This window comes from Nitrospirae bacterium CG2_30_53_67 (assembly GCA_001873285.1).
In the GTDB taxonomy this organism is placed as follows: Bacteria; CG2-30-53-67; CG2-30-53-67; order CG2-30-53-67; family CG2-30-53-67; genus CG2-30-53-67.
The window spans coordinates 1-24,534 of sequence record MNYV01000090.1; the positions used below are offsets into that span (position 1 = coordinate 1).

At 52.6% G+C, this 24,534-nt stretch carries 19 protein-coding genes; 10 read left to right on the forward strand and 9 right to left on the reverse strand.

The window, feature by feature from the left end; genetic code table 11:
• Positions 1 to 71: 71 nt before the first annotated feature.
• From AUK29_05590 to AUK29_05615, 6 genes are all read right to left on the reverse strand, one after another.
• Positions 72 to 500, reverse strand: coding sequence for a single-stranded DNA-binding protein (locus AUK29_05590; GenBank protein OIP64001.1), 429 nt, complete (start codon positions 498 to 500; stop codon positions 72 to 74).
• A 388-nt stretch (positions 501 to 888) separates the two neighbouring features.
• Positions 889 to 2,736, reverse strand: a complete 1,848-nt coding sequence (locus AUK29_05595; protein ID OIP64002.1) for a TIGR04442 family protein — start codon at positions 2,734 to 2,736, stop codon at positions 889 to 891.
• Positions 2,737 to 2,855: 119 nt separating this feature from the next.
• Positions 2,856 to 4,127, reverse strand: coding sequence for a hypothetical protein (locus AUK29_05600; GenBank protein ID OIP64003.1), 1,272 nt, complete (start codon positions 4,125 to 4,127; stop codon positions 2,856 to 2,858).
• A gap of 24 nt (positions 4,128 to 4,151) precedes the next feature.
• On the reverse strand, positions 4,152 to 5,564 hold the full coding sequence (locus AUK29_05605; protein ID OIP64004.1) for a hypothetical protein: 1,413 nt from the start codon (positions 5,562 to 5,564) through the stop codon (positions 4,152 to 4,154).
• 93 nt (positions 5,565 to 5,657) lie between these two features.
• Positions 5,658 to 6,737, reverse strand: coding sequence for a hypothetical protein (locus tag AUK29_05610; protein ID OIP64005.1), 1,080 nt, complete (start codon positions 6,735 to 6,737; stop codon positions 5,658 to 5,660).
• Complete coding sequence (locus AUK29_05615) at positions 6,734 to 8,503, reverse strand: hypothetical protein (protein ID OIP64006.1); 1,770 nt, start codon at positions 8,501 to 8,503, stop codon at positions 6,734 to 6,736. The genes AUK29_05610 and AUK29_05615 overlap by 4 nt, the downstream gene beginning before the upstream one ends.
• Before the next feature lie 224 nt (positions 8,504 to 8,727).
• Between AUK29_05615 and AUK29_05620 the strand changes: the two genes are divergently transcribed.
• Together AUK29_05620 and AUK29_05625 are read left to right on the forward strand one after the other, a co-directional pair.
• On the forward strand, positions 8,728 to 10,692 hold the full coding sequence (locus tag AUK29_05620; GenBank protein ID OIP64007.1) for a ferrous iron transport protein B: 1,965 nt from the start codon (positions 8,728 to 8,730) through the stop codon (positions 10,690 to 10,692).
• 88 nt (positions 10,693 to 10,780) lie between these two features.
• Entirely contained in the window at positions 10,781 to 11,359 is a 579-nt protein-coding gene (locus AUK29_05625) for a hypothetical protein (protein OIP64016.1), read from the forward strand.
• 32 nt (positions 11,360 to 11,391) lie between these two features.
• On the opposite strand, the gene AUK29_05630 is transcribed toward AUK29_05625, so the two are convergent.
• From AUK29_05630 to AUK29_05640, 3 genes are all read right to left on the reverse strand, one after another.
• Entirely contained in the window at positions 11,392 to 12,816 is a 1,425-nt protein-coding gene (locus tag AUK29_05630) for a protoporphyrinogen oxidase (protein OIP64008.1), read from the reverse strand.
• 66 nt (positions 12,817 to 12,882) lie between these two features.
• Positions 12,883 to 13,842 (reverse strand): hypothetical protein, encoded by a 960-nt coding sequence (locus AUK29_05635; protein OIP64009.1) that lies wholly within the window; start codon positions 13,840 to 13,842, stop codon positions 12,883 to 12,885.
• A 245-nt stretch (positions 13,843 to 14,087) separates the two neighbouring features.
• Positions 14,088 to 14,597 (reverse strand): hypothetical protein, encoded by a 510-nt coding sequence (locus AUK29_05640; GenBank protein OIP64010.1) that lies wholly within the window; start codon positions 14,595 to 14,597, stop codon positions 14,088 to 14,090.
• A gap of 517 nt (positions 14,598 to 15,114) precedes the next feature.
• Between AUK29_05640 and AUK29_05645 the strand changes: the two genes are divergently transcribed.
• The 8 genes from AUK29_05645 to AUK29_05680 all read left to right on the forward strand — a co-directional run.
• Positions 15,115 to 16,113 carry a galactose-1-phosphate uridylyltransferase gene (locus AUK29_05645; protein OIP64011.1) on the forward strand — a complete coding sequence of 333 codons (999 nt, stop codon included), beginning with the start codon at positions 15,115 to 15,117 and terminating at the stop codon, positions 16,111 to 16,113.
• Between the two features lie 34 nt (positions 16,114 to 16,147).
• Positions 16,148 to 17,644 carry a starch synthase gene (locus tag AUK29_05650; protein OIP64017.1) on the forward strand — a complete coding sequence of 499 codons (1,497 nt, stop codon included), beginning with the start codon at positions 16,148 to 16,150 and terminating at the stop codon, positions 17,642 to 17,644.
• Positions 17,645 to 17,646: 2 nt separating this feature from the next.
• The gene (locus AUK29_05655) at positions 17,647 to 20,148 is read left to right on the forward strand and encodes a hypothetical protein (GenBank protein OIP64012.1); all 2,502 of its coding nucleotides are present in this window, start codon (positions 17,647 to 17,649) and stop codon (positions 20,146 to 20,148) included.
• A 63-nt stretch (positions 20,149 to 20,211) separates the two neighbouring features.
• On the forward strand, positions 20,212 to 20,565 hold the full coding sequence (locus AUK29_05660; protein OIP64013.1) for a two-component system response regulator: 354 nt from the start codon (positions 20,212 to 20,214) through the stop codon (positions 20,563 to 20,565).
• Positions 20,566 to 20,650: 85 nt separating this feature from the next.
• Positions 20,651 to 21,016, forward strand: a complete 366-nt coding sequence (locus AUK29_05665) for a hypothetical protein (GenBank protein OIP64018.1) — start codon at positions 20,651 to 20,653, stop codon at positions 21,014 to 21,016.
• Between the two features lie 47 nt (positions 21,017 to 21,063).
• Positions 21,064 to 22,023: a thiamine-phosphate kinase gene (locus AUK29_05670; GenBank protein OIP64019.1), complete on the forward strand. Its 960-nt coding sequence runs from the start codon at positions 21,064 to 21,066 to the stop codon at positions 22,021 to 22,023.
• Positions 22,024 to 22,069: 46 nt separating this feature from the next.
• Complete coding sequence (locus tag AUK29_05675) at positions 22,070 to 23,170, forward strand: redox-regulated ATPase YchF (GenBank protein ID OIP64014.1); 1,101 nt, start codon at positions 22,070 to 22,072, stop codon at positions 23,168 to 23,170.
• 105 nt (positions 23,171 to 23,275) lie between these two features.
• On the forward strand, positions 23,276 to 24,534 hold a 1,259-nt coding region (locus AUK29_05680), incomplete at its 3' end, for an oligoendopeptidase F (GenBank protein ID OIP64015.1).

Consider the following 24,534-nt stretch of genomic DNA (forward strand, 5'->3'; position numbering starts at 1 on the left):
ATTCCCGGCGCGGGCCCGCCGCCTACGACAATGGCTAATGTCTCACTCATGTTTTTTCTCCCATTGAGTGGCTAAAAAGGGATGTCATCCTCAATCGTGGAGGCGGAGCTTGGCGCCTCATTTTCAGTTGCTGTATGGTCGGAACCAGGGGCGGAAGCGGAACCGGAACCGGGACCTCCCAGCATGATCATGTTCTCCGCCCGGACTTCAGTGGTATACCGCTTGTTCCCGTCTTTATCTTCCCAGGACCTAGTGGTCAGCCTTCCTTCGATGTACACCTGTTTTCCCTTGGTCAGATATTCCCCGCAGATCTCGCCCAGTTTACCCCAGGCCACGATGTTATGCCATTCTGTCCGCTCGTTCTTCTGTCCGTCCTTACCGGTCCAAGACTCGTTTGTTGCCATGGAGAAGTTAGCCACAGCCGACCCGTTCGTCGTATATCTCACCTCCGGGTTTTTCCCTAGTCTGCCGATAAGCTGTACCCTGTTTAAACTTTTCATGAAGACGCCCCCTCGATTCCCCGATCAAAGTCGAGGACAAGTTTATAACATCAAATCCGAACGGATGAAAGGTATAGGCCTGTCCTCCGACCCTCCGATCAAGTCGGAAGGCAAGCTTGATCGGGGGACCGGAAATCCGATTATTTTATAGCAGAAATCCTAAAAGAAAAGCAAGGGGATTTTTAGGTTCAGGATGGCCAGTTAGTAGCCCCTATTCGTAAATACGGTGGCATTTGAGTGCCGTAGGGCGGCCTTCTCTCCGTTCCGCTCCTTGCAGCGTACCAGAGGGGTACACCTCAGTCGCGCGCGGGGATGAGACCGCCCTACGACCCTCTACCGGTAAACCGAGTACAAGTCGGTACGTCACCATATTTACGAACAGGACCGCTTAGTTGGAGCCGTTTTGCAGGGCAACGAGGGCCTTTTCGTCCATTTTGTTCTGCTCGTAATATTCCCTTTCCAGTTCCTCGAGGGTAAAACGGTCCAGGCCGCTGTTTTCGAAGAAGTCCTGCCGGAGCATGTTGTTCTGTTCGGCAATGATCTGCGGCAGAAGTTTTTCTTTATAATAGATCTCCTTGTTGAGGTTCAGTATGGCCTGGTTGAGGAGATGATCCAGAAGGTTCTTGTTGATATCCAGATAGACCGAGATCTCGGTGAAAAGTTGTCTCCGTATGGCTTCTCGCTGCTGTCTTCCGTGGATCTTGGTATAGACGTCAAGAACCCTTTCTTTAATACGATCATAGATTGTGAAATAGAGTTTTTGCTGGTCTTGAATTTCTGAAATGGTTTCAACAACGTCGGCGAGGGTTTTGTCCCCGTTCTCGATGCCCTGGATTCCCGCAGAGAGGGCAAGGATCTTCTTCCTGCCGTAATGAGAGAGATATTTGTTCTGTAAGACGGTTAGGATAAAGAGTTCATAAAAGAGATTAGGATAGGTCTCGTCAAAAACCTTTTTATGCCCTAAAAGGCTTCTGAGTTTGTCCGGGGTGAGTTCGATCTCTTCGTTGAAGGCGAGTTGGTTGATGATCATGTAGGTGGCGTCATATCGGTCGAAATGCGTCACGATGTATCCGAAGTTTTCCAAAGGCCAGTCATTCCCCTGCTTTTCTGAGAGCTCGTCGCAGATTCGCACGGTATCCATCAGGATGCCGTCGAAGGTCGGGTCCTGAAACACCGTGGCCTTGTTTTTTGCCCAGAGAAGTTTGACCATGTCATCTTTTGTGATCAGTTTGTCGAGGTTATCCTCCTTGATGAAAAGCCCCTCCAAGATCTCTCTGGTTTCCTGGATGTACTCAGGTTCATCCACCTCCATCAGTTTTTTGTTCTTTAAAAGCTGATCATCCAGGATATTGGGAAGGACGATAGGAATGTTGTTCCGTACGCAGAGGGTTCTCAGCCGGATCAGCCGGGCCTGCTGCGAGTGGCTGATTTCCTGACGGGCCTCTCCTTCGATCAGGACATCCTTGCATTCATCAATAATCCGCTTGTTTTCAGGGTGTTTGTAAATGACATCGATTTTCATCCGTTCCTGATCGTACTGATTGATCCGATAATGTGAGGCCAAGGCATGGATCCTATCCGCATCCTTTTCGGAAATGGATTTGTTCTTGTAGTAGATCTCTTTATACAGGTTATAGAACGCCTCATGGTGTTTGTTGACGATCCGGATCAGAAAGAAAAGATACCGGGGACGGTTCATTTCCGTGAGGATTTCGGAAACGAGTCCCAGGTCATCGCCCCGGCCTACATAGGTTGAGCGTTTGAGGCGTTTCCCTATGCTGCGCAGGATATATTCCTGCTGCCGGCGGAATTCTTTTATTTCTTCGAAATAGACGAAGAAAAAATAATTTGCAAGGGTGTTGCCTTCGAAGAAGATCTTTCCATAGTCGTCAAACCAGTGGCTTCGAGAGATAAATTCAATTCCTTTGCCTTCATCCGAGGCTACGGCGCCGCACATAATCAGCCTGTTTAAAACCTCTTTCCGCATCAGGTCTTCAATGGGCTGCTCCCCTCCGAACATGTACTCACAGAAACTTCCGCCGTTTCCCTTGTGCAGAATTCCATCGCGCGTGAGAATCAGTTCGTTGCCGAGAGAGAAGAATCGGGTGAAAGGCCCCGACTTTGGATCTTTCCCCTCTTCGAAGAAATAGCGATGGCTGATATCGTGACCAGCGATGGTCGTGAAGTATTCGATCTGATCGGATATGGCGCCGTGTAAACGGATGTCTTGAATCATGTGTGTGAAGAAATTTACCCGAATTTACAATAAGTTCCGTATGATTTCATTTTATACAATCCGGCGCTTTCTGTAAAGGGGGAAATTGAAAATCTTAAAACAGGGTGTAACTAGGTTGATTAAACGGTCTCGCCCAGTATGGGTTTTATCTTCACCTTGAGAATGCGGTGCCTTTCCAGTTTATGCGCTGAGATCAAGTATTGTTTGAAGGAGATCGCCTCGGCCTCCTTGGGGATCTTGCCGAAGATATCCAGAAGAAATCCGGCAATCGTTTCATATTCTCCTTTAGGGAACTTGATCCCGCTCTCTTCATAGACCTCGTCGAGTGTCAGCCGTCCGTCCAGGATCATGACGCCGCCGGGGAAACGTTCTACTTTTTTGGTTTCTTGATCGTATTCATCACGAATTTCTCCGGTAATCTCCTCGAGAAGATCCTGCATCGTGACCAGTCCGGCCACGCCCCCGTATTCATCGGCCACGATACTGATCTGCCGTTTTTCCTTTCGGAATTCATCAAGGAGATGATCCACCCGCTTTGTCTCCGGTACAAAAGAGGGTTTGCGAAGGACCTTCTGAGGTTCAAATCCCCCGGGATCAGACCAGTAAGGGATCAGGTCCCGGACAAAAAGAAAACCGACGATATTGTCGATATGATTCCGGTAAACGGGATATCTGGAATGGCCGGATTCTATAATGGTTTTCAGGATCGTTTCGTTTGAGTCGCGAAGGTCGATGGCGGCAATGTCCGTTCTGGGCGCCATCACCTCCTTGACAATGGTCTTGCTGATTTCAAAGATTCCGTGAAGCATCTCCCCTTTTTCTTTCTGAAGGACCCCTTCTTCTTCTCCATGGGTGATGATGGATCGGATTTCTTCCATGGAGATCCGGACGTTCATGGGTTTTACCCGTAAGACCCCCTTCAGAATGAAGCTTGAGATCAACGTGGTCACGCTCACCAGGGGGGCGAGGATCACGGTCAGCCATTGGATCGGGCGTGCGGCCAGAAAAGAAACCTCCTCGGCATGGTGGGCGGAAAAGGTTTTGGGTGTGATCTCGGATACAATCAAAAGGAAAAAGGTAATGATGAGCGTAGCGGCCAGCATAGCGGTCTCCTTGCCGAAAGAGGGTTCGAGCATCTGAGCGGCCAGGGCCCCGGCCAGAACCGAAGCGGCTGCATTGGCCAGGTTGTTCCCCACCAGGATGGTTCCCAGAAGCCGGTCGGTCTTTTTCAAAAGCTGCTCGACCAAGATGGCACGCTTGTCCCCCTCTTGTACAAGATGTCTCAGGCGGGTTTTTCGGAAGGAAGTCAGGGCCGTCTCCGAACCCGAGAAAAAGGCGGAAAGGGCAAGGAGGATCAGGATCAAGCATAGAAAAAGCCGACTTTCATTCAAAATGAAACGCCTCCTGTTCCCGCTTTATCTTTTCAAAGGCCATTGATACGTGAAGATCAGAGCAACCAGGTCCCGTTCGATCCGCGGGCCGGCCACAGCGCCCTGGAGGTCTCTTTTCTGTATGGTATGATTCCATGAAAGAGATCCTGAGAGGTCACGGGTAATGGAATAGCTGGTCCCGACGCCGACGCGGAGGGTATCATATTTGTCCTGTAAAAAGTCCGATTCATTCTTGTTCTGGTCGTAACGGCCGTTCAAAAAGGCGCTCAGCCGGTCCGAGAGGCGGTGGTTATAATTGGCGCTGTAAGACCGGCGGATCGATGTCCCGCCATAAGCGGATCGTTGATAGGTATCCTGGTCAAATGATAGAGAGAGGGATGAAGACTCAAAGGTTTTGTTGATGGTGAGATTGTAGATTAACCCGGAACTTTTCTGTGAATCGTCGCTGATAGGTTCTATAGTTACACCAGGGAAGACAATCGGCATTCCAGTATGTGCGATGGCGTATATATATGATGAGGCTATAGCAGCTTGGACAAGACTTCCTTCTGGCAGAGAATGGGGGACTTCAATGCCTCCGCCTGGAACAAGAGCGAGAATTTTTGTGACATCTTCGGTCCTTCTTGTGCCGATGTATAGACTGGTATTCAAGGTGGATGAAAATTGGTGTGACCATCCGATATAGGCGGATTTGTTTATGGACCGGTCAAATTCCGAGTTGAAAAGAAGCTCATAAAAATCTGGACCGATCGGTCTATACACAGCGCTCTGCCTCAGTTCCAGATCGCTCCTTTCATAATTCGTGTTATTTGCGGAAATCGAAGTGAAGACGGTATTCTGGGCATCCAGACTGTAGTTGTAGGAGATCGTCCCTCCGTTACCGGATGAGTCATAGTAAGCCGGCAGGGAGTAACGGAACAAGGAATGGGTCGCGCTCAGGCTGATGAAGGCCTTGGGAGATACCGAATAGCTCATGGATCCGGTCACGGAATTGGATTTGTTTCTGACCTGTTCCACGATAATGTCCGATTCGGTCTCGCTGGCCCCGGCCCTCAGGAACCTGTCCGAATCCTTCATACTGGCGAAATTGTCCGACAAGGAGAGGCTGAGACGCTGCGAGAGTTTGTGCGAGGCGTTCAGCGTGACGTAATGGTTTCCATAATTTGCTCCCGGGAAAGAAGAGTATTGAAATCGGCTGGTCCGGTAGTTGAGGCCTATATCCGTGTCCGGTGATACGGCATGAAACGGGAAGGCGATGTCTGCCTGATAGTTAAAATCACTCTCTTTATTGGATGCGCTCCAATAAATGTTGGAATCATATTCCAAGCCCATCGACACTTTGGGGATGAAGGTGTAGTTCCATTCGGCGTTGACCTGAGCGATGATGGTTGTTTGGATGACTAAAAAAATAAATAACCAGAAGATTCCTTTTTTCATATTGCCTCCTTCTTGTTGATTGAATGGCCGATACAGAGAACCTCAAAATCTTTATTTTAATTTCTGCCGCGTTCATGATTTTTAAAGAATTTCCTATGTTTTTTTTAACCCATGGTTCTTTGCGGATCGTTTCAACCATCGTTCTGCAGGAAGATAGGCCGCACGCCTGGACCATGAGGACTGATAGAGCCGGTTCATGAACCGCCAGGGGTCTCCTCTCGTGGTTCCCCAGATTACAAAGCGGTGGGCCATGGCGCCGAACCTTTGGAACAGGTATCGATTGGAGAGCGAGGTATAGATCTGTCTTCCAAAGGCCTCTTTCCAGAGGGCGTTATAGTCTGAACCCTCTATGATGCTTCGGGCGGCGAGATACCCGGAGGTCAGGGCATACCGGATCCCGAAACCAAAAAGAAAATCCTGGAACCCTGCCGCCTCCCCTGCGTAGAGCCGATGATGATGAACCGCGTTTCGGGTTGGGAAGTAGCTGCCGTAACCGGTAAACCGCCGAGTCTCTTCCATGGAAAATGGGCGGATGTTCTGAAAGGCCCGGATGCTGTGGTCAAGGTGGTTGAACCCATTCTTGAAGTCTTTGAAGTAGACGCTCGCCAGGGTCGCCTGCCCCTGCCGGGCGAGAAGATAGGCATAACCCCAGGGCGCGGCCCGGTTGTCCAGATAAGCCATGATGGTGTCATGGAGATCGGTCTTAAAAAGCACGCCGCTGGCCAGGGTATTGGGTCTTCCAGGGCCGGTTGCAATGATCTCCCCTTGGTCCGGGTTCATCCGCTGGTTGAACAGGATATGAACCCCGGCATCTTCGGCCTGTTTCTTCAGGGATCGGTCCAGGCTTCCTTTCAGCGGGCCTCGAAGGGTGAGATAGAAGAGAGGTTTGTCGGATTTTACGGTCCCTCCGAAATTCCCTTGCATGAAGAACTCGCCCTGCTTATAGGGTTGACAGAGGAAATCAGGGCGGATCGACATCCTCTGAATTGAAGAGAGAAAGTCTTCGCTTATACTCCAGTTTTCAATCCCCTGAAAGTCTCCGGAGAAGCGCATGCCCACGTCTCGGTTCCTTTCGAATACGGTGACGCCGTAACCGGCATGGGCCAGGTGGATGGCTGCGCACAACCCCGCAGGGCCGGCCCCGATGATTCGGATCTCTTTTTTTTTATTCATACGCTGTATTTATTCGTAATCGGCAGCCTGCGTCCTGAGCCGAAGGCCCTGGGCGTGATCCGGATCCCCAGGGCGGCCTGCTGGCGCTTATACTCGTTTTTGTCGATCATCCGAATGATGCGGCGGACGGTTTTTTGATCATAACCCAGACCCACGATGTCCGAGGCGGATTCATCCAATTCTACATAAGCGTGCAGGATCCCGTCGAGGATCTCATAATCAGGGAGTGTATCCGAATCTTTTTGACCCGGAGAGAGTTCCGCCGAGGGGGGTTTGGTCATGATTCGTTCCGGGATCACCGGCTGTTCGGCCAGGCTGTTTCTGTAATCGGCGAGTTTATAGACGAGGGTCTTGGGCACATCGGAAATCAGGGCCAGTCCCCCTGCCATGTCGCCGTAGAGAGTGGCATATCCCACTCCCACTTCGGATTTGTTCCCCGTGCTGATGACCAGATAGCCGAACTTGTTGGAGAGCGCCATGAGGATCACCCCGCGGATTCGTGCCTGGATGTTTTCTTCAGTGACGTCTCTTTTTTTGCCTTTAAAAATTTTTGAAAGCGCTGCCGCAAAGGCGTCATAGATATCGTGGATCGGGATGATCTTCAGCCGGATGCCCAGGTTCCCGGCCAGTATTTTTGCATCCTCCACGCTATCCCTGGAGGTGATCCTGCTCGGCATGGAGACCCCGATCACATGATCCGCGCCGATGGCGTCCACGGCCAGGGCGGCCGTCAGGGCGGAATCAATCCCTCCGGAGATCCCGATGACGACCTTCCTGAAGCCGTTCTTCCGCGCATAATCGGAAAGGCCGAGTTTGAGCGCCGAATAGACCTCTTCGTATGGATGATAAGCCTCGTGGACCTCGCGCAGCAGGAAGGGATTCTCAGTGATGTCAAGTTTTTTCCGGCACGTCCCTTTATCGAGGCTGCGGGTGATCCCCGTGGAAGCAATGACCGTCAAGGGCCTTGCATTCAGTTTGGTTTCCAAAGTCCTCCGCCGGTTCCGGGGGTTTTTCAGCCGGTCATGGCGCACGTCGTCCAGGTTCAGGTCGGATACGATCAGGTCTTCCTCAAAGGCCTTGCCGAGGGATATCAGGTGTCCCTGCTGGTCGGCGATCAGGCTCCTGCCGTCAAAGACCAGATCGTCCTGGCCTCCGACCATATTGTTGAACATCAGGACGGCCAGATGATCCCTGGCCCTCGTGGCGATCATCTCCCGTCTCATGCCCGCCTTGCCGGCATGGAAGGGCGATGCGGAGATGTTGACCACGAGTTCAGCTCCGTTTCGGGCCAGTTCCACGGCCGGACCGTCAGGGAACCAGATGTCCTCACAGATGGTCACCCCGAAGAGGGCGCAGTCCATATCAAATAAGAAGCTTTGGGCCCCCTGCCGAAAATAGCGATGCTCGTCGAATACATCGTAATTCGGAAGAAGGATCTTGTGCTGGGTTCCGATCCATTGGCCGTCATGGAGGACGGCGGCGGCATTATAGAGATCGTCCGTGTAGTCCACGAATCCCACAATCACGCAGATCCCTTTTGTTTCCGGCAGGATTTTCTGCAGGCATTCGAGATTCTTCCGGATAAAGTCGGGCTTTAACAGGAGATCCTTGGGAGGGTATCCGGTTACGACAAGTTCCGGGAAGGAGAGGAGTTGAACCCCCTTTTTTCGGGCAGCCCGGATCCACTCGACCATTTTTTTACGGTTTCCATCCAGGTCCCCGACCACCGGGTTGATCTGTGCCATTCCCACGCGGAGACATCTCATGGAACCGCTCCTTCTCCAGAAAAGGTCCTTTTGTCCTTTGATTCAGAGCTATCATAAGAAATAGAGGGGAAAAATTCAAGCGAATTCACGCGCCTCTTTCAAAACGTTTGCTGACCGGAGTTTTTTCATAAAAACTTGGTTGTTTTCCGCCGGGGGTTATACTACTATAAAAAAAATTGCGGCTGATCATGGATGGATGATGGACACGTGACGGAGGGGAAAGCTTGACTGACGGGAAGCGTAAAGAGCCCAAAACGGTGATCCTGGTAGGGAGCCCGAATGTAGGAAAAAGTGTGATTTTCGGTCTGCTGACAGGAAGGTATGTGACCGTATCGAATTATCCGGGGACCTCCGTGGAGATCGTGGAGGGGATTATTCAAACCACCGGAAGGGGGCAGGAGAACATCAAGATCATCGACAGCCCCGGCGTCAACAGCCTGATTCCCAAGTCCGAGGATGAACAGGTGACGAGGAATATCCTTCTCCGAACAGAGGACGCCGGGATCTTGCAGGTAGCCGATTTCAAGAATCTGAAGCGTTCCCTTCTGATCAACTCCCAGCTTTCAGACATGGGCTTGCCCATGGTTCTTGTCTTGAATATGTATGACGAGGCCGAGGAGCGGGGGATCCGCATTGACCGTGACCGGCTCTCTGAGATTTTGGGGATTCGGGTGATCCCCACCGTGGCCACCGAGCGGAGGGGCCTCAGGGAGATTTGGAAGTCTCTCGGCGAATTCCGCCACGCAAACCGAGAGGCGCGGTTTTCTCCTCCCATCGAGGCCGCCGTTGAGGAACTCGCCGCTCTTCTTCCGGAGACGCCGGTCTCAAAAAGGTTTCTTGCCCTCACGCTTCTGGCGGAAGACAGGCATTTATATCATCTCCTGAAGGAAACCGACCCGGACCTCGACACCGGGAAGATTCAGGAGATCCTTCAAAAGGCTCAAGAGGAGTTCCAGGATCCTCTGGGTTATGTGATCCAGAAACAAAGGCAGGTCTATGTGGATGAGATCTTCAAGCTCTGCGTTCAGCAGGAATACAAACCTTCATCGAGCCGGAGAGAAACCGTAGGGAATTGGGCCATGCATCCGGTCATCGGGGTTCCGGTCCTTTTCTTCCTCCTTTACCTGATGTACCTCTTCGTGGGGAAAATCGGGGCCGGTTACGGAGTCAATTTTTTGGAGAATGTTGTCTTCGGGCGGGTGGTGACGCCCTTCTTGACCCGTGTGGTGGATGCCGTCCTCCCCTTTGCCTTTATGCACGATCTTTTGGTCGGTGAGTACGGAGTTTTATCCGTGGGGCTCACTTACTCTGTGGCCATCGTTCTTCCGGTGGTCAGTTTCTTTTTCCTTTTTTTCGGATTGCTTGAGGACTCCGGTTACCTTCCCCGGCTCACGGTCATGTCCAACCGAGTCTTCAAGAAGATCGGTTTGAACGGGAGGGCTGTTCTTCCCATGGTCCTCGGCCTCGGATGCGTCACCATGGCGACCCTGACCACAAGAATCCTGACGACCCGAAAGGAAAGAGTCATAGCCACCCTGCTTCTTGCCCTCGGGATCCCTTGTTCAGCCCAATTGGGAGTGATCTTGGGCCTGGTCGGGGGTCTCTCCATGAAGGCCCTGGCCATCGTGATCGTAACGGTTCTGATGCAGCTTTTGATTGTGGGCCATCTTGCGGCCAAGGTTGTTCCGGGCAAGAGTTCGGATTTCCTGATTGAGATTCCGCCCCTCCGAATCCCCCAGATGTCAAACATCGTTATGAAGACCTACCACAGGGTCAAATGGTTTCTGAAGGAGGCCGTTCCCCTTTTTATGCTGGGTACGTTTATCCTCTTTTTGCTCGATAGGCTGGGTTTGATCGGCGGGATTGAGCGGGTCCTCGCGCCGGTCCTGGAGGGGCTGCTTGATCTTCCGGCCAAGACAGCCCAGGCCTTTATTGTCGGGTTTCTGAGACGAGACTACGGCGCCGCCGGACTTTTCATGATGGCCGATCGGGGAGAAATGAGTATGCTTCAGCTTGCTGTGAGTATGACGGTAATGGTCCTCTTTGTCCCTTGTCTGGCCAACTATTTTGTCATGATTAAAGAGCACGGCAAAAAAGTGGCTTTTTATATGGTGAGCTTTATCCTGGTTTATGCAATTCTGGTGGGGGCCGTGCTGAACGTCGTTCTACGAACTTTTTCGATTTTGTAGGAGGAAGACCATGAACAGGGAAGATCGTGAAGAGGCCATGGAGTTGATCGGGACCCTGGGGGAGAAAGGAGAGGTGTTTTTAAAAGATCTGCAGGCGCGCGGCCTTAACCATCCGCTCACGCAGGAACAGATCTCCCTTCTTCAAGAAGAGAAAATGATCGTCATCGATCCCCGTGGAAAAGTCCAGGCCACGGAGAAGGGGAAGAGCCTGTCCGAAGAGATCATCCGGCGCCATCGTCTGGCCGAGCGCCTGATTTCGGACGTATTGATCTTGAGGGAGAAGAACAAGATCGAAGAGTCCGCCTGTGACCTTGAGCACGTGATGAGTCCGCAGTTGACCGACAGTATCTGCACCCTGCTCGGCCATCCCACAAGCTGTCCCCATGGGAAGCGCATCCCGCGTGGGACCTGCTGTTCCGAAAAAAGAACGCAGATTGAAAGCCTGATCCGTTCTCTGGACAAGCTGGATCCGGGAGGGCAGGGAGTCATCGCCTATATCTCCACCCGGGACCATCAGCTCCTGGACCAGCTTACCTCTATGGGTCTTTTCCCCGGCACCCGGGTCAAGGTTCACCAGAAACAGCCTGCCCTGGTGATTCTCTTTGAGGAAACGACCCTGGCCCTGGACAAGGAGATCGCACGGGAGATCCATGTCTGGAGGAAGTAGACGGGGTCCCCCTCTAACGAACCCGCTTTCCCCTATGCTTTTTTGATGAAAGCCATGACCCTCTCCGCGGCACGCTCTGCGCTCTCAACGCAGTCATTAATCCCGATACCGTAGAAAGCGTTGCCTGTCAGGAAGAGACCGGGATGATCTTCGGCGAGGATCTGCTCCAATGCGGAGAGACGTTTGCCGTGGCCGACCGTATATTGCGGGATGGCTTCTTTGTGTTGGAATATCTTGACAAACTTTGGTGCAGCCTGGATCCCCATGATCTCTTTCAGCGTCTGCCGGGCGCCGGCAAGAATCTCATCGGGATTTGCAAGAGCGTATTCGGGATGACGGGCGCCGCCGGCCATGCTCCGAAGAGAGACATACCCCTCGGGCGCCCTTCCGGGGAAGATGCTGGAATCCCAAAGCGTACCCAGGATCTTCTTGTTTTCCTGATTCGGAATCAGGAAACCGAAGCCGTCTACGGAAATCGGAATGGACTCTTTCCGATACCCCAGGCAGATGACGGAAACCGGGGCATAAGGGATTTGACGCAGCGTGTCCGATGCCTGGTCGGAAAGCCCTGAAAGTATCCGGGCGGCGGCGTAGGCTGGAACGGCGGAGACCACAATTTTTGCAGGGATAGGAGCGCTTTGATTTTCCACCTGAATCCGGAAAGGCGGTTCACCCTTCAAGCCCCTTTGAATCCGGCTGACCTTGCAGGATACTTGAATGGAACCGGAAAGTGCGTCACGCAGGGCATGAACCAGATCTTCCAGCCCCCCCGCAAAGGAAGTGAGGATGCCCCCGGGGCCGGCCGGGCCGGCCTGGGGCGCCTTTGCTTCTCCCTCAGTCCTTTTTTTCTTTTGGATTTTGATCATGGCCCGGATCAGGCTTCCATACTCAGCTTCCAGCTCTGCGATCCTCGGGAAGCAGCTTTTCAGACTCATCTGTTCCGGGTCTCCGGCGAAGATCCCCGAGACCATGGGCCCGATCAGTTTGTCTAAGGCCTCTTGCCCCAGTCTCCGCCGCGCAAAATCCGCAAGGGTTTCGTCCCGGTCCTTCGGGGCTTTCCGGGCCCAGAGCTCACCGATGATTCTCAGACGGCCCCGGAGAGACAGAAGGCCGGATTTAAAAAATGCAGGAGGACTTTCGGGGAGAGCATGAAGTTTTCCCCCGGAATAAATAAAACGTTTGCGCGCCTGATCCCGGCTTTTGAGAAGCCGCCCTGAAACACCGAGCCGTTTACAAAGCTCAAGAGTGAGAGGCTTGTTGTCGAGAAAACCGTTGGGGCCGTACTCACAAAGAAAGCCCTGGTCTCGAATGCTCCAGATCTTCCCTCCGAGCCGGTCTTCGCTTTCCAGGACCGTGAGTTCAATGTCCTGCCCGGTTCTTGCGGCGCCTTCCCGGATGCAAAAGGCGGCCAAGAGACCGGAAATACCGCCGCCGATGACCACGATCCGTGTTCCCATGGTGAATCCTGTATGCGGAAAAGAAACAATATTTTTTGCATACTTATATAGGAGAGCGGTGAAATGTCAATGATTTTTTTCAGTATCGCTGACGCCCAGGCGGGGACTGTGATCCTGATCAATATGTATCCCTGCGAACGCATCGAATTGAGAGAGATATTTCTTGAGTTTGCGGATCAGCCTCGTCTCAATCTGACGCACCCGTTCCCGGCTGATCTTGTAGCTGTTCGCAATCTCCTGAAGGGTCGCCGGATTTTCGGACAAAAGCCGTTTCTTGAAGATCAGGAGTTCCTTTTCCCCCAGAGTTCTTGAGAACTCCCGGAGCTTTTCAGTGAAAAGTTTCATGAATTGGGAGTCCGCCAATCGTTCATCAACCGGGATCTCCTTTGATGAGAAGAAGTGCATGAAGGAGGTCTTGGAGTCTTCCTGAATCGGGGCATCCAGAGAGACTTCGTCTCCCTTGAGGATTTGCTGCATCTCAATGACGTCGGACTCCCGGACGTCGAAACTTTCGGCCAGCAGCCTGGGGCTGGGCATATCCCCGTCGGCCATGATCCGTTCATATTCCTGGTTGAGTTTAAAAAAGAGCTTCTTCTGGGCTGCGGTGGTCCCGATTTTATAGATACGATAGTTGTTCATGATGAATTTCAGAATATAGGCCCGGATCCACCAGGCTGCATACGTGGAGAGCTTAACTCCTTTGTAGGGGTCATATTTTTTGATCGCCTGCATCAGTCCGATATTTCCTTCCTGGATCAGGTCAAGAACGTTCTGGTAAAGGCGGACAAAATCAAAGGCGATCTTGACGACCAGGCGAAGATTTCCCAAGACCAGTTTCTGTGCGGCGTCTACATCCCGGGTTTCGGCGTAGCGTACCGCCAGGGCATATTCTTCCTCGGGGGTGAGAAGGGGATAGGTCCTGATCTCTGATAGGTACCTCTGCAGGGGATCGCTCTTGATCAGCGACTTCCCTCCCGCGGCAGGCGGTTTGTTCGTGTTGTTCGGATGCGCTTTGTTTTTCATCATATGAAGTATTTTATATTATCATAATGAATGGTTCAGGTCAAAGTTGAATCAAGGGATGGGTCTGCGACAAATTTATGGGTACAAATCAGGGTTACATATGTTTGTCATTGTCCGGTCCCCCGATCCAGTCGGAGGACAGGCCCGACCTGTCTGCCGTGGCATCGGCACAGGCTGGCCGGACAATCCAGTCTTTTTCCGATTGAGAAGGATTCTATCCAGAGCAGGGATAGCCCGGATTTTTACGGTCAATCAAGATGGGTTGTGTTCAGCGGTTCTGAGGATGGTTTTTCTTCCTGTGATTTTTTCTCAGTCAGGTCTTTGAGCATGATGCGGTATAAAATTTCTCTTATTTCCGGAGAGGAGATCAGGCGGAGCGATGATTCGATCTCCTCTTTTTCAGCCCGGCTGATTCTGATCTTTTCAGAGCGGGTCTTTTGGGGTCGAGGTTCCGGGCCGTCAAGGGTCCCGATGCGAAAACGGATCTCCGACGCGGCCTCAAAGCCGAGTTTTCGGTTGATATTCCGGATGATGGGGTCCTTGAGAAAGTTGAGCTGATGCATCCAGGAAGAATGTTCAACCGTGATGAACAGACACTTGCCGGAAAAGAATTCCGGACGGGTCTTTGAAGCAACCTCCGGGCCTACAATCTCTTCCCAGCAGGACCAGATGGCATGCCTCTCAATGATCCAATCCATGCCGAATTCCTTAAGGATGGCTTTCACTGTCCGGCCGGCGGCGACAGGAGTTCTTTCCATACATAACCCCTCAGGTGGATATCATCTTTTGTTTTGATAAGGGCTTTATCTTTTTGGTTCATCTCCAAAAGAGTGGGTGAAAAGATCAGGGGTCAAGGGGTCAAGGATTCCAGGGGTCAAGTGAAGTGCTTTTCAAGACTTGAGGGTCCGAGGGTTCCAGTGTTTTTCTCTGGAGATTTTGCTTGCGTTTAAATATTTCACTTGACCCCTTGACCCCTTGATACCTCAGTGTAGTAGCCGTCGCAGACGGCAAGGATAGAGAAAAGCGGTGCACGCGAAGCGTAACCCTGGAATCCTCGAACCCTTTTTACCCACTATATGTGAGAAGAACCATTTTTTCTAAATTTTTAATCCTAAGACGAGAATGTGTCAAGAAGAATCAACAGGCGCCGCCTGCTTTTAAGGGCTTCGAGCCGAATTTTTGTGTTGCGTCTCGGTCATAGAGGTGGTATATTAAAAAAATTCCTAAGTCATTTAAAAATAGGCTGTTTTTGCTTGTGCGAAGGGGAGGATATATATGCCTGAACTGAGAAAGGACCCCATCATCGGCCGGTGGGTCATCATCTCAACGAATCGGGGAAAGAGGCCCACGGACTTTGGGGAGACCCTTCTTAAAAGAAACGGGGGGTTTTGTCCATTCTGCTATGGGAATGAAAAGGTCACGCCTCCGGAAATTCTTGCCTTCAGAAAAAACGATTCGGCGCCCAATACCGAAGGATGGAGTTTGCGGGTGGTGGCCAATAAATTTCCTGCCCTTCAGATAGAAGGGGACCTCAACAAACGGGCTGAAGGGATCTATGACAAGATGAACGGGATCGGGGCGCATGAGGTCATTATCGAAACCCCTCACCACGACAAGACCCTGAGCACCCTCCCTCTGGAAAAGGTCGAAGATGCGCTCTGGGCATACCGTGAGAGGATGGTGGACTTAAAGAGGGATCCTCGATTCAAGTATATCCTCATCTTCAAGAATGAAGGACTTTCGGCAGGGGCTTCCCTGGAGCATTCCCACTCCCAGTTGATCGCCCTCCCGATTGTGCCCAAAAGGGTTGCCGAAGAGATCCAGGGCGCATCGCTTCATTACCGGTATAAGGAGCGCTGCGTCTACTGCGATATTCTTCATCAGGAGCTGGAATCCAGGATTCGGGTGATCTCAGAGAACGAGCACTATGTGGCGATAGAGCCGTTTACGCCGAGGTTCCCTTTTGAAACGTGGGTTCTTCCCAAGGCCCATCAATCCTCATTTGAGCAGATGCCTCGTGAAAAATACCTTCTTCTCGCTGCTATCCTTCAGGATACCCTGAAGCGGATTGACAAGACCTTGAACATGCCCCCCTACAACTATATCCTGCATACTTCGCCGATTGGAGAAGAGGTCAACGACTATTATCACTGGCATTTGGAGATCATGCCCAAGTTGACCCGTGTGGCCGGCTTTGAATGGGGTTCGGGTTTTTATATCAATCCGACCCCGCCTGAGGAAGCAGCGGAGTTTCTAAGGGAAGCGCGAGTGTAAGTGTCTCTAAGTGTCTGCCGTTTTGGAGACCGACATGAAGATCCTGTTTGCAGCCTCAGAGATGGTTCCCTTTGCCAAGACCGGAGGGTTGGCCGATGTGGCCGGAAGCCTTCCCGGCGCGCTGCGGGGGCTTGGACACGATGTCCGGGTGATCATCCCCAAGTATCGGTCGGTGGATCGTTCAGGCGCAACACTGAAAGAAACCGGATGCAAGGTTCATGCCCGGGTGGGGGAAGAGGTCCTCGTAGGCGATATTTTGAGCGGGACACTCCCCTCAGGCGTCCCGGTCTATCTGATACGGTACGATCCATTTTTTGACCGGGAACATCTTTACGGTTCATCCCAAGGGGATTATCCGGATAACGCCTCCCGCTTTATCTTTTTTTCTCGGGCCATCCTGGATGCCATGAAAAGTCTGGACTTCTGGCCTGATGTCCTGCATCTGAATGACTGGCAGACCGGATTGGCGGCCCTTTATCTTCAGACGTACAAGGGGGTTGCGCGATTCAGCGAGGTTGCATCCCTTTTTACCATTCACAATCTCGGTTATCAAGGGCTCTTCTGGCATTTTGACCTCCCGCTGACCGGCCTGGGATGGGAGTACTTTACTCCCGATGGGATCGAGTTCCATGGGAAGATCAATTTTCTTAAGGCGGGGTTGCTCTACGCGGACGGCCTCAATACGGTCAGCCGAAAATATGCCGAAGAGATTCAGACGCCCGAATTCGGTTTCGGTCTGGAAGGGGTGCTGAGCAAACGTTCAGGAGACCTCTTTGGAATTTTAAACGGGGTGGATGATTCTTCCTGGGATCCCGCTGCCGATCCTTTGATTCCTGCCGGGTACTCATTGAAGAATATGGAAGGGAAACCCATATGCAAGAAGGCCCTTTTGAAAGCATTCGGTTTGAGCGAAGAGATGAACCGCCCGGTGATCGGCTGCGTTTCTCGGCTGATTGAGCAGAAGGGTTTCGACCTGATCTCGGCCGTGGAGGAAGATCTGGCGGGGATGGACCTCGCCCTTGTGGTTCTCGGTTCCGGTGAAGAGAAGTATCAGCGGATCCTGCTGCGGCTTGCTCAGAAGTATCCGGAGCGGTTCGGAGTCAAGATCGCCTATGACAACCGGACCGCCCACCTGATCGAGGCCGGCTCGGATTTTTTTCTCATGCCGTCCAAATACGAACCCTGCGGGCTGAACCAGATGTACAGCCTGAAATACGGGACCATACCCATTGTCCGGGCCACGGGCGGACTGGATGACACGATTGTCAATTTCAATCCCAAGATGCTGAAAGGGAACGGTTTCAAATTTGCGGATTACACTCCGGAGATGCTCTCCGTCACCCTTCGAAGGGCCCTTCAGGTTTATGACAGCCAGGCCCTTTGGAAAGAACTGGTCAAGAATGCCATGGCATGCAATTTTTCCTGGAGCCGATCGGCCGTGGAATATGAAAAGCTTTATACCCGGATACTCAAAAAGAAACGCAAGGCCGGAATATCCATTGCAGAGGGCTCCTTTCAGGGGCGATTTTAAATATGGAAAACAACAAGATTGAATATGAGATTTTAAGAGATATCCTCAAGATCAGCAATTCCACGTTGAATCTTCACGAGCGGCTCAATCAGGTGGTGGAAAAGATCGTGAACAAGATGCACGTGGATGCCGGCGCCGTCTATCTGATGAAAAAGGGCGGCGAGGCCCTGAGCCTCAAGGCCGCGGTCGGCCTCAACCCCGAGATGATCAACGGAATATCCTTGAAAGTCGGGGAGGGGATCACGGGATGGGTTGCAGTGGAGAAGACCCCGTTGGCCGTTCGGGATATCTTTCAGGATCCGAGAATGAAGAAATTCCCGGGGAGCGGAGAGGAGAAATACCGCTCCATGATCTCGACTCCGATCCTTTTTCTGGGCAAATGTCTCGGGGTCATCAATATCTGGACCATTGCAGAAAAAGAGTTCACCACAGACGACCTCCATCTTCTCAGTTCCATCGCGGACGGCATCGGAGGGAGTATCCGCAACGCCCAGCTCTATCTGGATGCCACGGAACAGTATGAGGAACTGGTTTCCCTGTACGACATCAGCAAGATGCTCAGCTCCACGCTGGAGCTTCAGGAGCTGATCGGCATGGTGACAAGAAAGAGCACGGAATTTATCGGGGCCAGCGGATGTATGCTCCATCTTCTGGATGGGAATGACAACCTCCTGAAGGTCAAATCCATGTATGGGCTCTACAAGAATCCGGAGGAGATCTCCCGGACGCATCTCAAACTGGGCGAAGGAACAGCCGGCCAGGTGGCGGCAAAGGCCGCCCCCATGATGATCAATAAGCTGTCGAAAGATTCGGAAAATGTCCTCCCCATGGAGAGAATCTTCTCCTCCCTTCTCTGTGTCCCCATGACCGTAAAGGAGAGGGTCATCGGGACCCTGACCCTTCATGACAAGAAAGACGCCTTCGGCGCCCTGGTCCCTTTCGACAAGGACGACATGAACCTCCTGATGGCGCTGGCCAGCCAGGGGGCGTTGGTTCTTGAAAATGCATGGAACTACGAAAGGGCGGAGCGGCTCTTTCAGGAGAACGCGCAAAAAGCAAATGATTTTGCCATTCTCTATGAGATCAGCAACGCCATGAGCACGACCATGAACCTGGACCAGCTTCTGCAGATCATTCTGAAAGCCGTCACCTTCGGCGGGGGGCTGAACTTCAACCGGTCAATTCTCCTGTTGGTTAATGAAAAGACCAACACCCTGCAGGGGATGCTCGGCGTAGGGCCGGACAGCGGAGAGGACGCCTTCCGTATCTGGACGGAAATCGGTTCCAAGAAGATGAGCTTCAAGGAATGGATTGCTTCGGTCAAGGCCTCCGGTCATGACCGCACGAGCCGGTTTGACCATCTGGCCAAGGGGATAAGGATTCCCATTGAATACGGGAAAGGGGTCCTGGCCCTGACGGTCCTGGAGAAGAGAGGGTTCAACATCAGGAATGCCAGGGAGGATCTGCGGATCAACCCCGAAATTCTACAAAAACTGGAATTTGAAAGTTTTGCAACCGTTCCCCTGATCTCTCAGGATCGGGTGATCGGGGTGATCATCGTGGACAATCTTTATAACAAGAGAGAGATCACGGAGAATGACCTGAGACGTCTGGAACTTTTTGCGAGTCAAGCCGGACTGGCCATTGAAAACGCCAAGGTCTACTCGGATCTGGAGATGGCCGCCCGTTCCATCCGAGAGCTTCAGGATCGGCTGATCCAATCGGAAAAGATGGCGGCCTTGGGAGAAATGGCCGCCAGCATTGCCCATGAGATCCGCAATCCCCTGGTTTCCATCGGGGGATTCGCCCGCAGGCTCGACAGCAAGCTTGATGCATCCAACCCGGAGAAGCGTTACTCCAGAATCATCGTTAAGGAAGTCGGCCGGCTGGAGAAAGTGCTTCAGGAAGTTCTGGCTTTTTCACGATCCGCGGAGCCGATGTTCTCCGAATGCAATGTCATCACGATCCTTGAGGAGGCCCTGGAGGTTTTCGAGGAGAGTTTTTCCGAGAGCGGGATTGAAGTCAGCAGGGATTTTCATGACGGGATTCCAACCATCCACGTCGACTCCAACCAGATCAAACAGGTTTTTATCAATCTTTTTTCCAATGCACAGCATGCCATGAGCAAGGGAGGGCGCCTATCCGTCGGGTGTGAATATAAGGAAGTGGAAGGCGAGGTCATGGTTTATGTGAGTGATACGGGCGGAGGGATATCCGAAGATGTGATCACGAATATTTTCAATCCTTTTTTCACGACCAAACATACCGGCACAGGACTGGGGCTGGCGATCACGCACAGGGTTGTGGACGCGCATGGCGGAGATATTCTGGTCAAGAATGAACCGGGTGTCGGGGTCACCTTCTCGATTTCCTTGCCTGCCAGGCAAAAACAGGGAGCGGCAATCCAGGAGATGGATCTCTCTGAGGCAAGGACAAGCCTGAAGGGGAAAGAAATTCATCACAAGGGTCAGGAGGATTTTCTGGACGACAAGGTGAAGGGGTGAGGTGAAAGCTTCCATGTCCTTGTCTTTTATCGTTTAAGACATGGATGGAGAAAGGGGGTATGTATGAAAACAGTTTTAATTGTAGACGACGAGGAGAATATCCGAACCCTCTACAAGGAAGAGCTGACGGATGAAGGGTATCATGTCATCCTGGCCAGCAACGGATATGAAGCCCTGGAGGTTCTGAGTGTTCAGAAACCCGATGCGATTATTCTCGATATCAAGATGCCCGGAATGGACGGGGTGAATCTCCTGAAACTGATCAAGGAAAGAAAAGAAGATGATATCCCGGTCATCATCTGTTCAGCGTATGAGGAGTATAAACAGGATTTTTCGCTCTGGGCCTCTGAAGAATATATTGTAAAATCCTCGGATTTGACCAAGATGAAGAGCGCTTTAAAGAGGATTCTGAAATAGCCTGGGGGGTGTCCGGCCGGTCCTGCACGGCCCCATGGCATTCCAGGATTCTCGGGATTTTTGAATGGTTGTAGAAAATAGATCCATGGCTTCGGATAAAGATCATTCAATACTGATTGTTGATGACGAAGAGAGTATCTGCCTTCTCTATCAGGCGGAACTGGATGATCGTGGTTACTCTGTCCGGGTCCAGACCGACGGGACCCGGGCCATGGAGGATATCGAAAGGTTCCATCCGGACCTCGTGATTCTGGACATTAAGATGCCCGGCGCCGACGGCCTGGAGATTCTGGATCACATCAAAAGCCGGTTCCCGGATATTGATGTGATCCTGAATTCGGCTTACGGCTCCTTCAGGAATGAAGCCTCTGCCAGGAAGGCCGATGGATACGTCATCAAGTCCTCGGACATGACCGATCTGCTGAAAACCATTGAAAAGGTGCTTGCTTGAGGAACAAGAAAGGTCAAGCCTTTGGAGAGTTCGATCTGATCGAGCGCATGACCGGACCGGCCGGGATATTTTCCAAGAATCTTCGCACTGGAATCGGCGATGACTGCGCCGTCATCTCAGGCGATGCATCGTTCGATATTCTGCTCACATCGGATCTGCTCGTTGAAAAGATTCACTTCGACCGCCGCTGGTTTCTTCCGGAGCAAATCGGAGGCAAGGCCTTTCTGTCGAGTCTGAGCGACATTGCCGCGATGGGAGGTTTGCCGGAATTCGCCCTGGTGAGCCTGGCCGTTCCCCGCTCCGTTGCAGGAAGAGAGGCAGAGGCTCTCTACCGGGGGATCAGAGATGCGGCCGGTCAGTTCAAGGTCACTCTTGCAGGCGGGGATCTTTCCGGCTCGGACGGCCGGATCTTCATCGACATGATGCATGTTGGAAGGATAGAGAAAGGCCGGGCCGTGCTGCGGTCTGGAGCGAAACCCGGAGACCGCATCTTTGTGAGCGGGACGTTGGGAGATGCCGCCTTGGGGCTTCGTGCCCTCCAGTCGGATCTGAAGATCGAGAGTGCGGAACCCTTTATACGCAGGCAGAGGATGCCTGAGCCAAGGATCACCTTGGGCCGGGCCCTCAGCTCGGGGCGCCTGGCCTCCGCCATGATTGATCTGAGCGACGGCCTCTCTTCAGACCTTGGACATCTATGCAAATCAAGCGGGGTGGGCGCCCGTGTAAGGTTTAAGGACCTGCCGGTCTCGAAAGATTACCGAAGGGTCTGTATGAAGTTGTCCGTGGACCCTGTGTCCAACCTTCTTCACGGTGGAGAGGACTATGAACTTCTTTTCACGGTCCCTCCCTGTGATCTGATGGGGTTGAAACAGGCCCGTCTTCCGGTTCCGGTGGTTGAGATCGGCGAGATTCTTACGGTCTCAGAAGGTCTTTCCGTCGAATTTCCCGACGGCGGATGCATAGAGCTTGCTTCCGGAGGATACGATCACTTTCGGATGGACGGCTGAACATAGAATCATCCCTGATCATCATCAAATAGAAAGGCGGCTTCAAATGATTATCGGAATTGTCGGGCTCCCCAACTGCGGGAAGACCACGCTTTTTAATGCCTTAACCGGCGGGACCGCCGAGACGGCCTCCTATGCCCAGACCGGGGCCGAACCCAACGTGGGCGTGGTCAAGGTCCCGGATGCACGGGTGGACCGTTTGAGCGAGATCTACAAACCCCAAAAGACCACTCACGTCTCCGTGGAAGTCGTGGACCTTCCCGGCCTTCCCAGGGGGAGCGTGTCCGAGGGGGCCAAGGTTACGGAATTTCTTCAACGAGCTCGAGAGGTGGATGCCCTGGTCCACGTGGTCAGGGTTTTTACGGATGCCTCGGTCCCGCATCCTGCCGGATCTGTGGATCCTCTCAGGGATGTGCAGGACCTCGAGATCGAGCTGATGCTGAGCGATCTCGGGATCATCGAGAAGAGGCTTGAGCGGATCGAAGCCTCCCTGAAAAAAGGAATGGATAGGCAGAAGAACGAAAAGGAGAAAGCGCTTCTCGACCGCTTCCGGAAGGCGCTGGAGGCGGAGAAGCCGCTCCGGGATCTCTCCATTGAGGCCGAAGAGGAAAAGCTGGTCCGGGGGTACCGTTTCCTGACTCTCCTTCCGGTGATCCTTGTGTTGAATATCAGTGAAGAGGCCATAGGCGCGCCCGAAACCGAGGGATTATGCGTGAGGGTCCGGGAGATGTTTCCCGGCGAGAAGTTCAGGGCGGAGGCGGTCTGCGCCAAGATTGAGATGGAACTCTGCCGCCTTTCTCCGGACGAGGCCAGGCTCTTCATGGAAGATCTGGGGATCAGGGAATCGGCCATGGAGCGCCTGATCCACACCTGCTATGATCTTCTCGGGCTGATCTCCTTCCTGACCGTGGGTGAAGATGAAGTGCGCGCATGGACCATCATGAAACAAACCCCCGCGGTGCGTGCCGCAGGGGCCATCCATTCGGATATTGAACGGGGCTTTATCAAGGCCGAGGTGGTCACTTTCGATCATTTCATCGAGGCCGGCTCCATGGCCCACGCCAGGGAGAAAGGGACCCTCCGGCTCGAGGGCAAGGAGTATATCATTCTGGACGGGGATATCGTGCATTTCAAGTTTAATGTATAACGGCTTTGTAAAAAACCCCCTCACCCTCCCCTCTCCCCCTTTGAAGGGGGAGAGGATAAAGGTGAGGGGGTTACAAATGAATAAAAAAAAGTCACAGGAGAGAACATGTCGCAAGATCTGAAAACAGTCAGTTGGGATCTTTCCCGGCTTTATTCATCGGTCTCGGACCCGGCCATGGAGACCGATATGCAGACCGGCATGAAACAGGTCCATAAATTCCGGGAGCGGTATTACGGGAAGATCGGGTCCGAAAAACTGACGGCCGAGACCCTCAGGGCCGCCATCATGGAGATCGAGGCCCTTCAGGAGAAGGTCTTAAAGCCCTATCTCTATGCCCAGCTTGTTTTTTCTGCGGACACGGAAAAGGATGCGCATAAGGAGCTGGTCCAGAAGACACGCGAGTTTCTCTCGAGGCTCCGCCACGAGATTATCTTCTTTGAACTGGAGATCCTCTCCATCCCGGATCATCGGTTTGACAAACTCATGTCCGACCCCCTGCTTGCGAATTACCGTCATTACCTCAAGCGGCTGCGCCTCTTTAAGCCCTATACCCTCTCGGAAAAAGAAGAACAGGTCATCAATATAAAAGACATGGCCGGCAAGCAGGCCTTCAGTCAGCTCTTCGAGGAGCTTTCTTCCTCCTTCGTTTATCGTCTCAACCTCGAAGGGGAGGAGCGGGACTATACCGGGGAGGAGCTTCTGGCCATGCTCCACCGTTCCGAGGCCGAAATCAGGGAGCGGGCCTTCTCCGCATTCCTGGACCGGCACGGGGAGAACGCACTCGTCCTCTCGTCGGTGTTCAACAATATCTTCCTGGACCACTCCGAGGAATGCCATCTTCGGGGATACAAGGATCCCATAACCGCCACACACCTCACGAACGAGCTCTCGCACGAGACCATCGAACGGATGATGGAGGTCACGGAAAAGAATTATTCCCTGGCGCAGGATTATTTCAGGCTCAAGGCCCGGCTGCTCAATTTGCCGAAACTCAAAAACTGTGACGTTTATGCCCCCGTGGGTGAGGTAAATAAAGTCTTCCCCTTTGATGAGGCCAGGGACAAGGTCTTGAAGGCCTTCGGAGACTTCAGCCCGGAGATGGAAAAGATCGCGAAGGAATTCTTTGAAGAGTCCCGTATTGATGCGGCAGTCCGGCATGGGAAAACCGGCGGCGCCTTCTGCAGCGGCATGACCCCCAGGATTCCTTCCTATGTGCTCATGAACTATACCGGGAACCTCCGGGATGTGGCCACCCTGGCCCATGAGCTGGGGCACGGGGTCCATTTTTCGCTTTCCAAGAAACAGACCCTGGTCAATTATGATGCCGTGCTCCCCATGGCCGAGACCGCCTCTGTTTTCGGCGA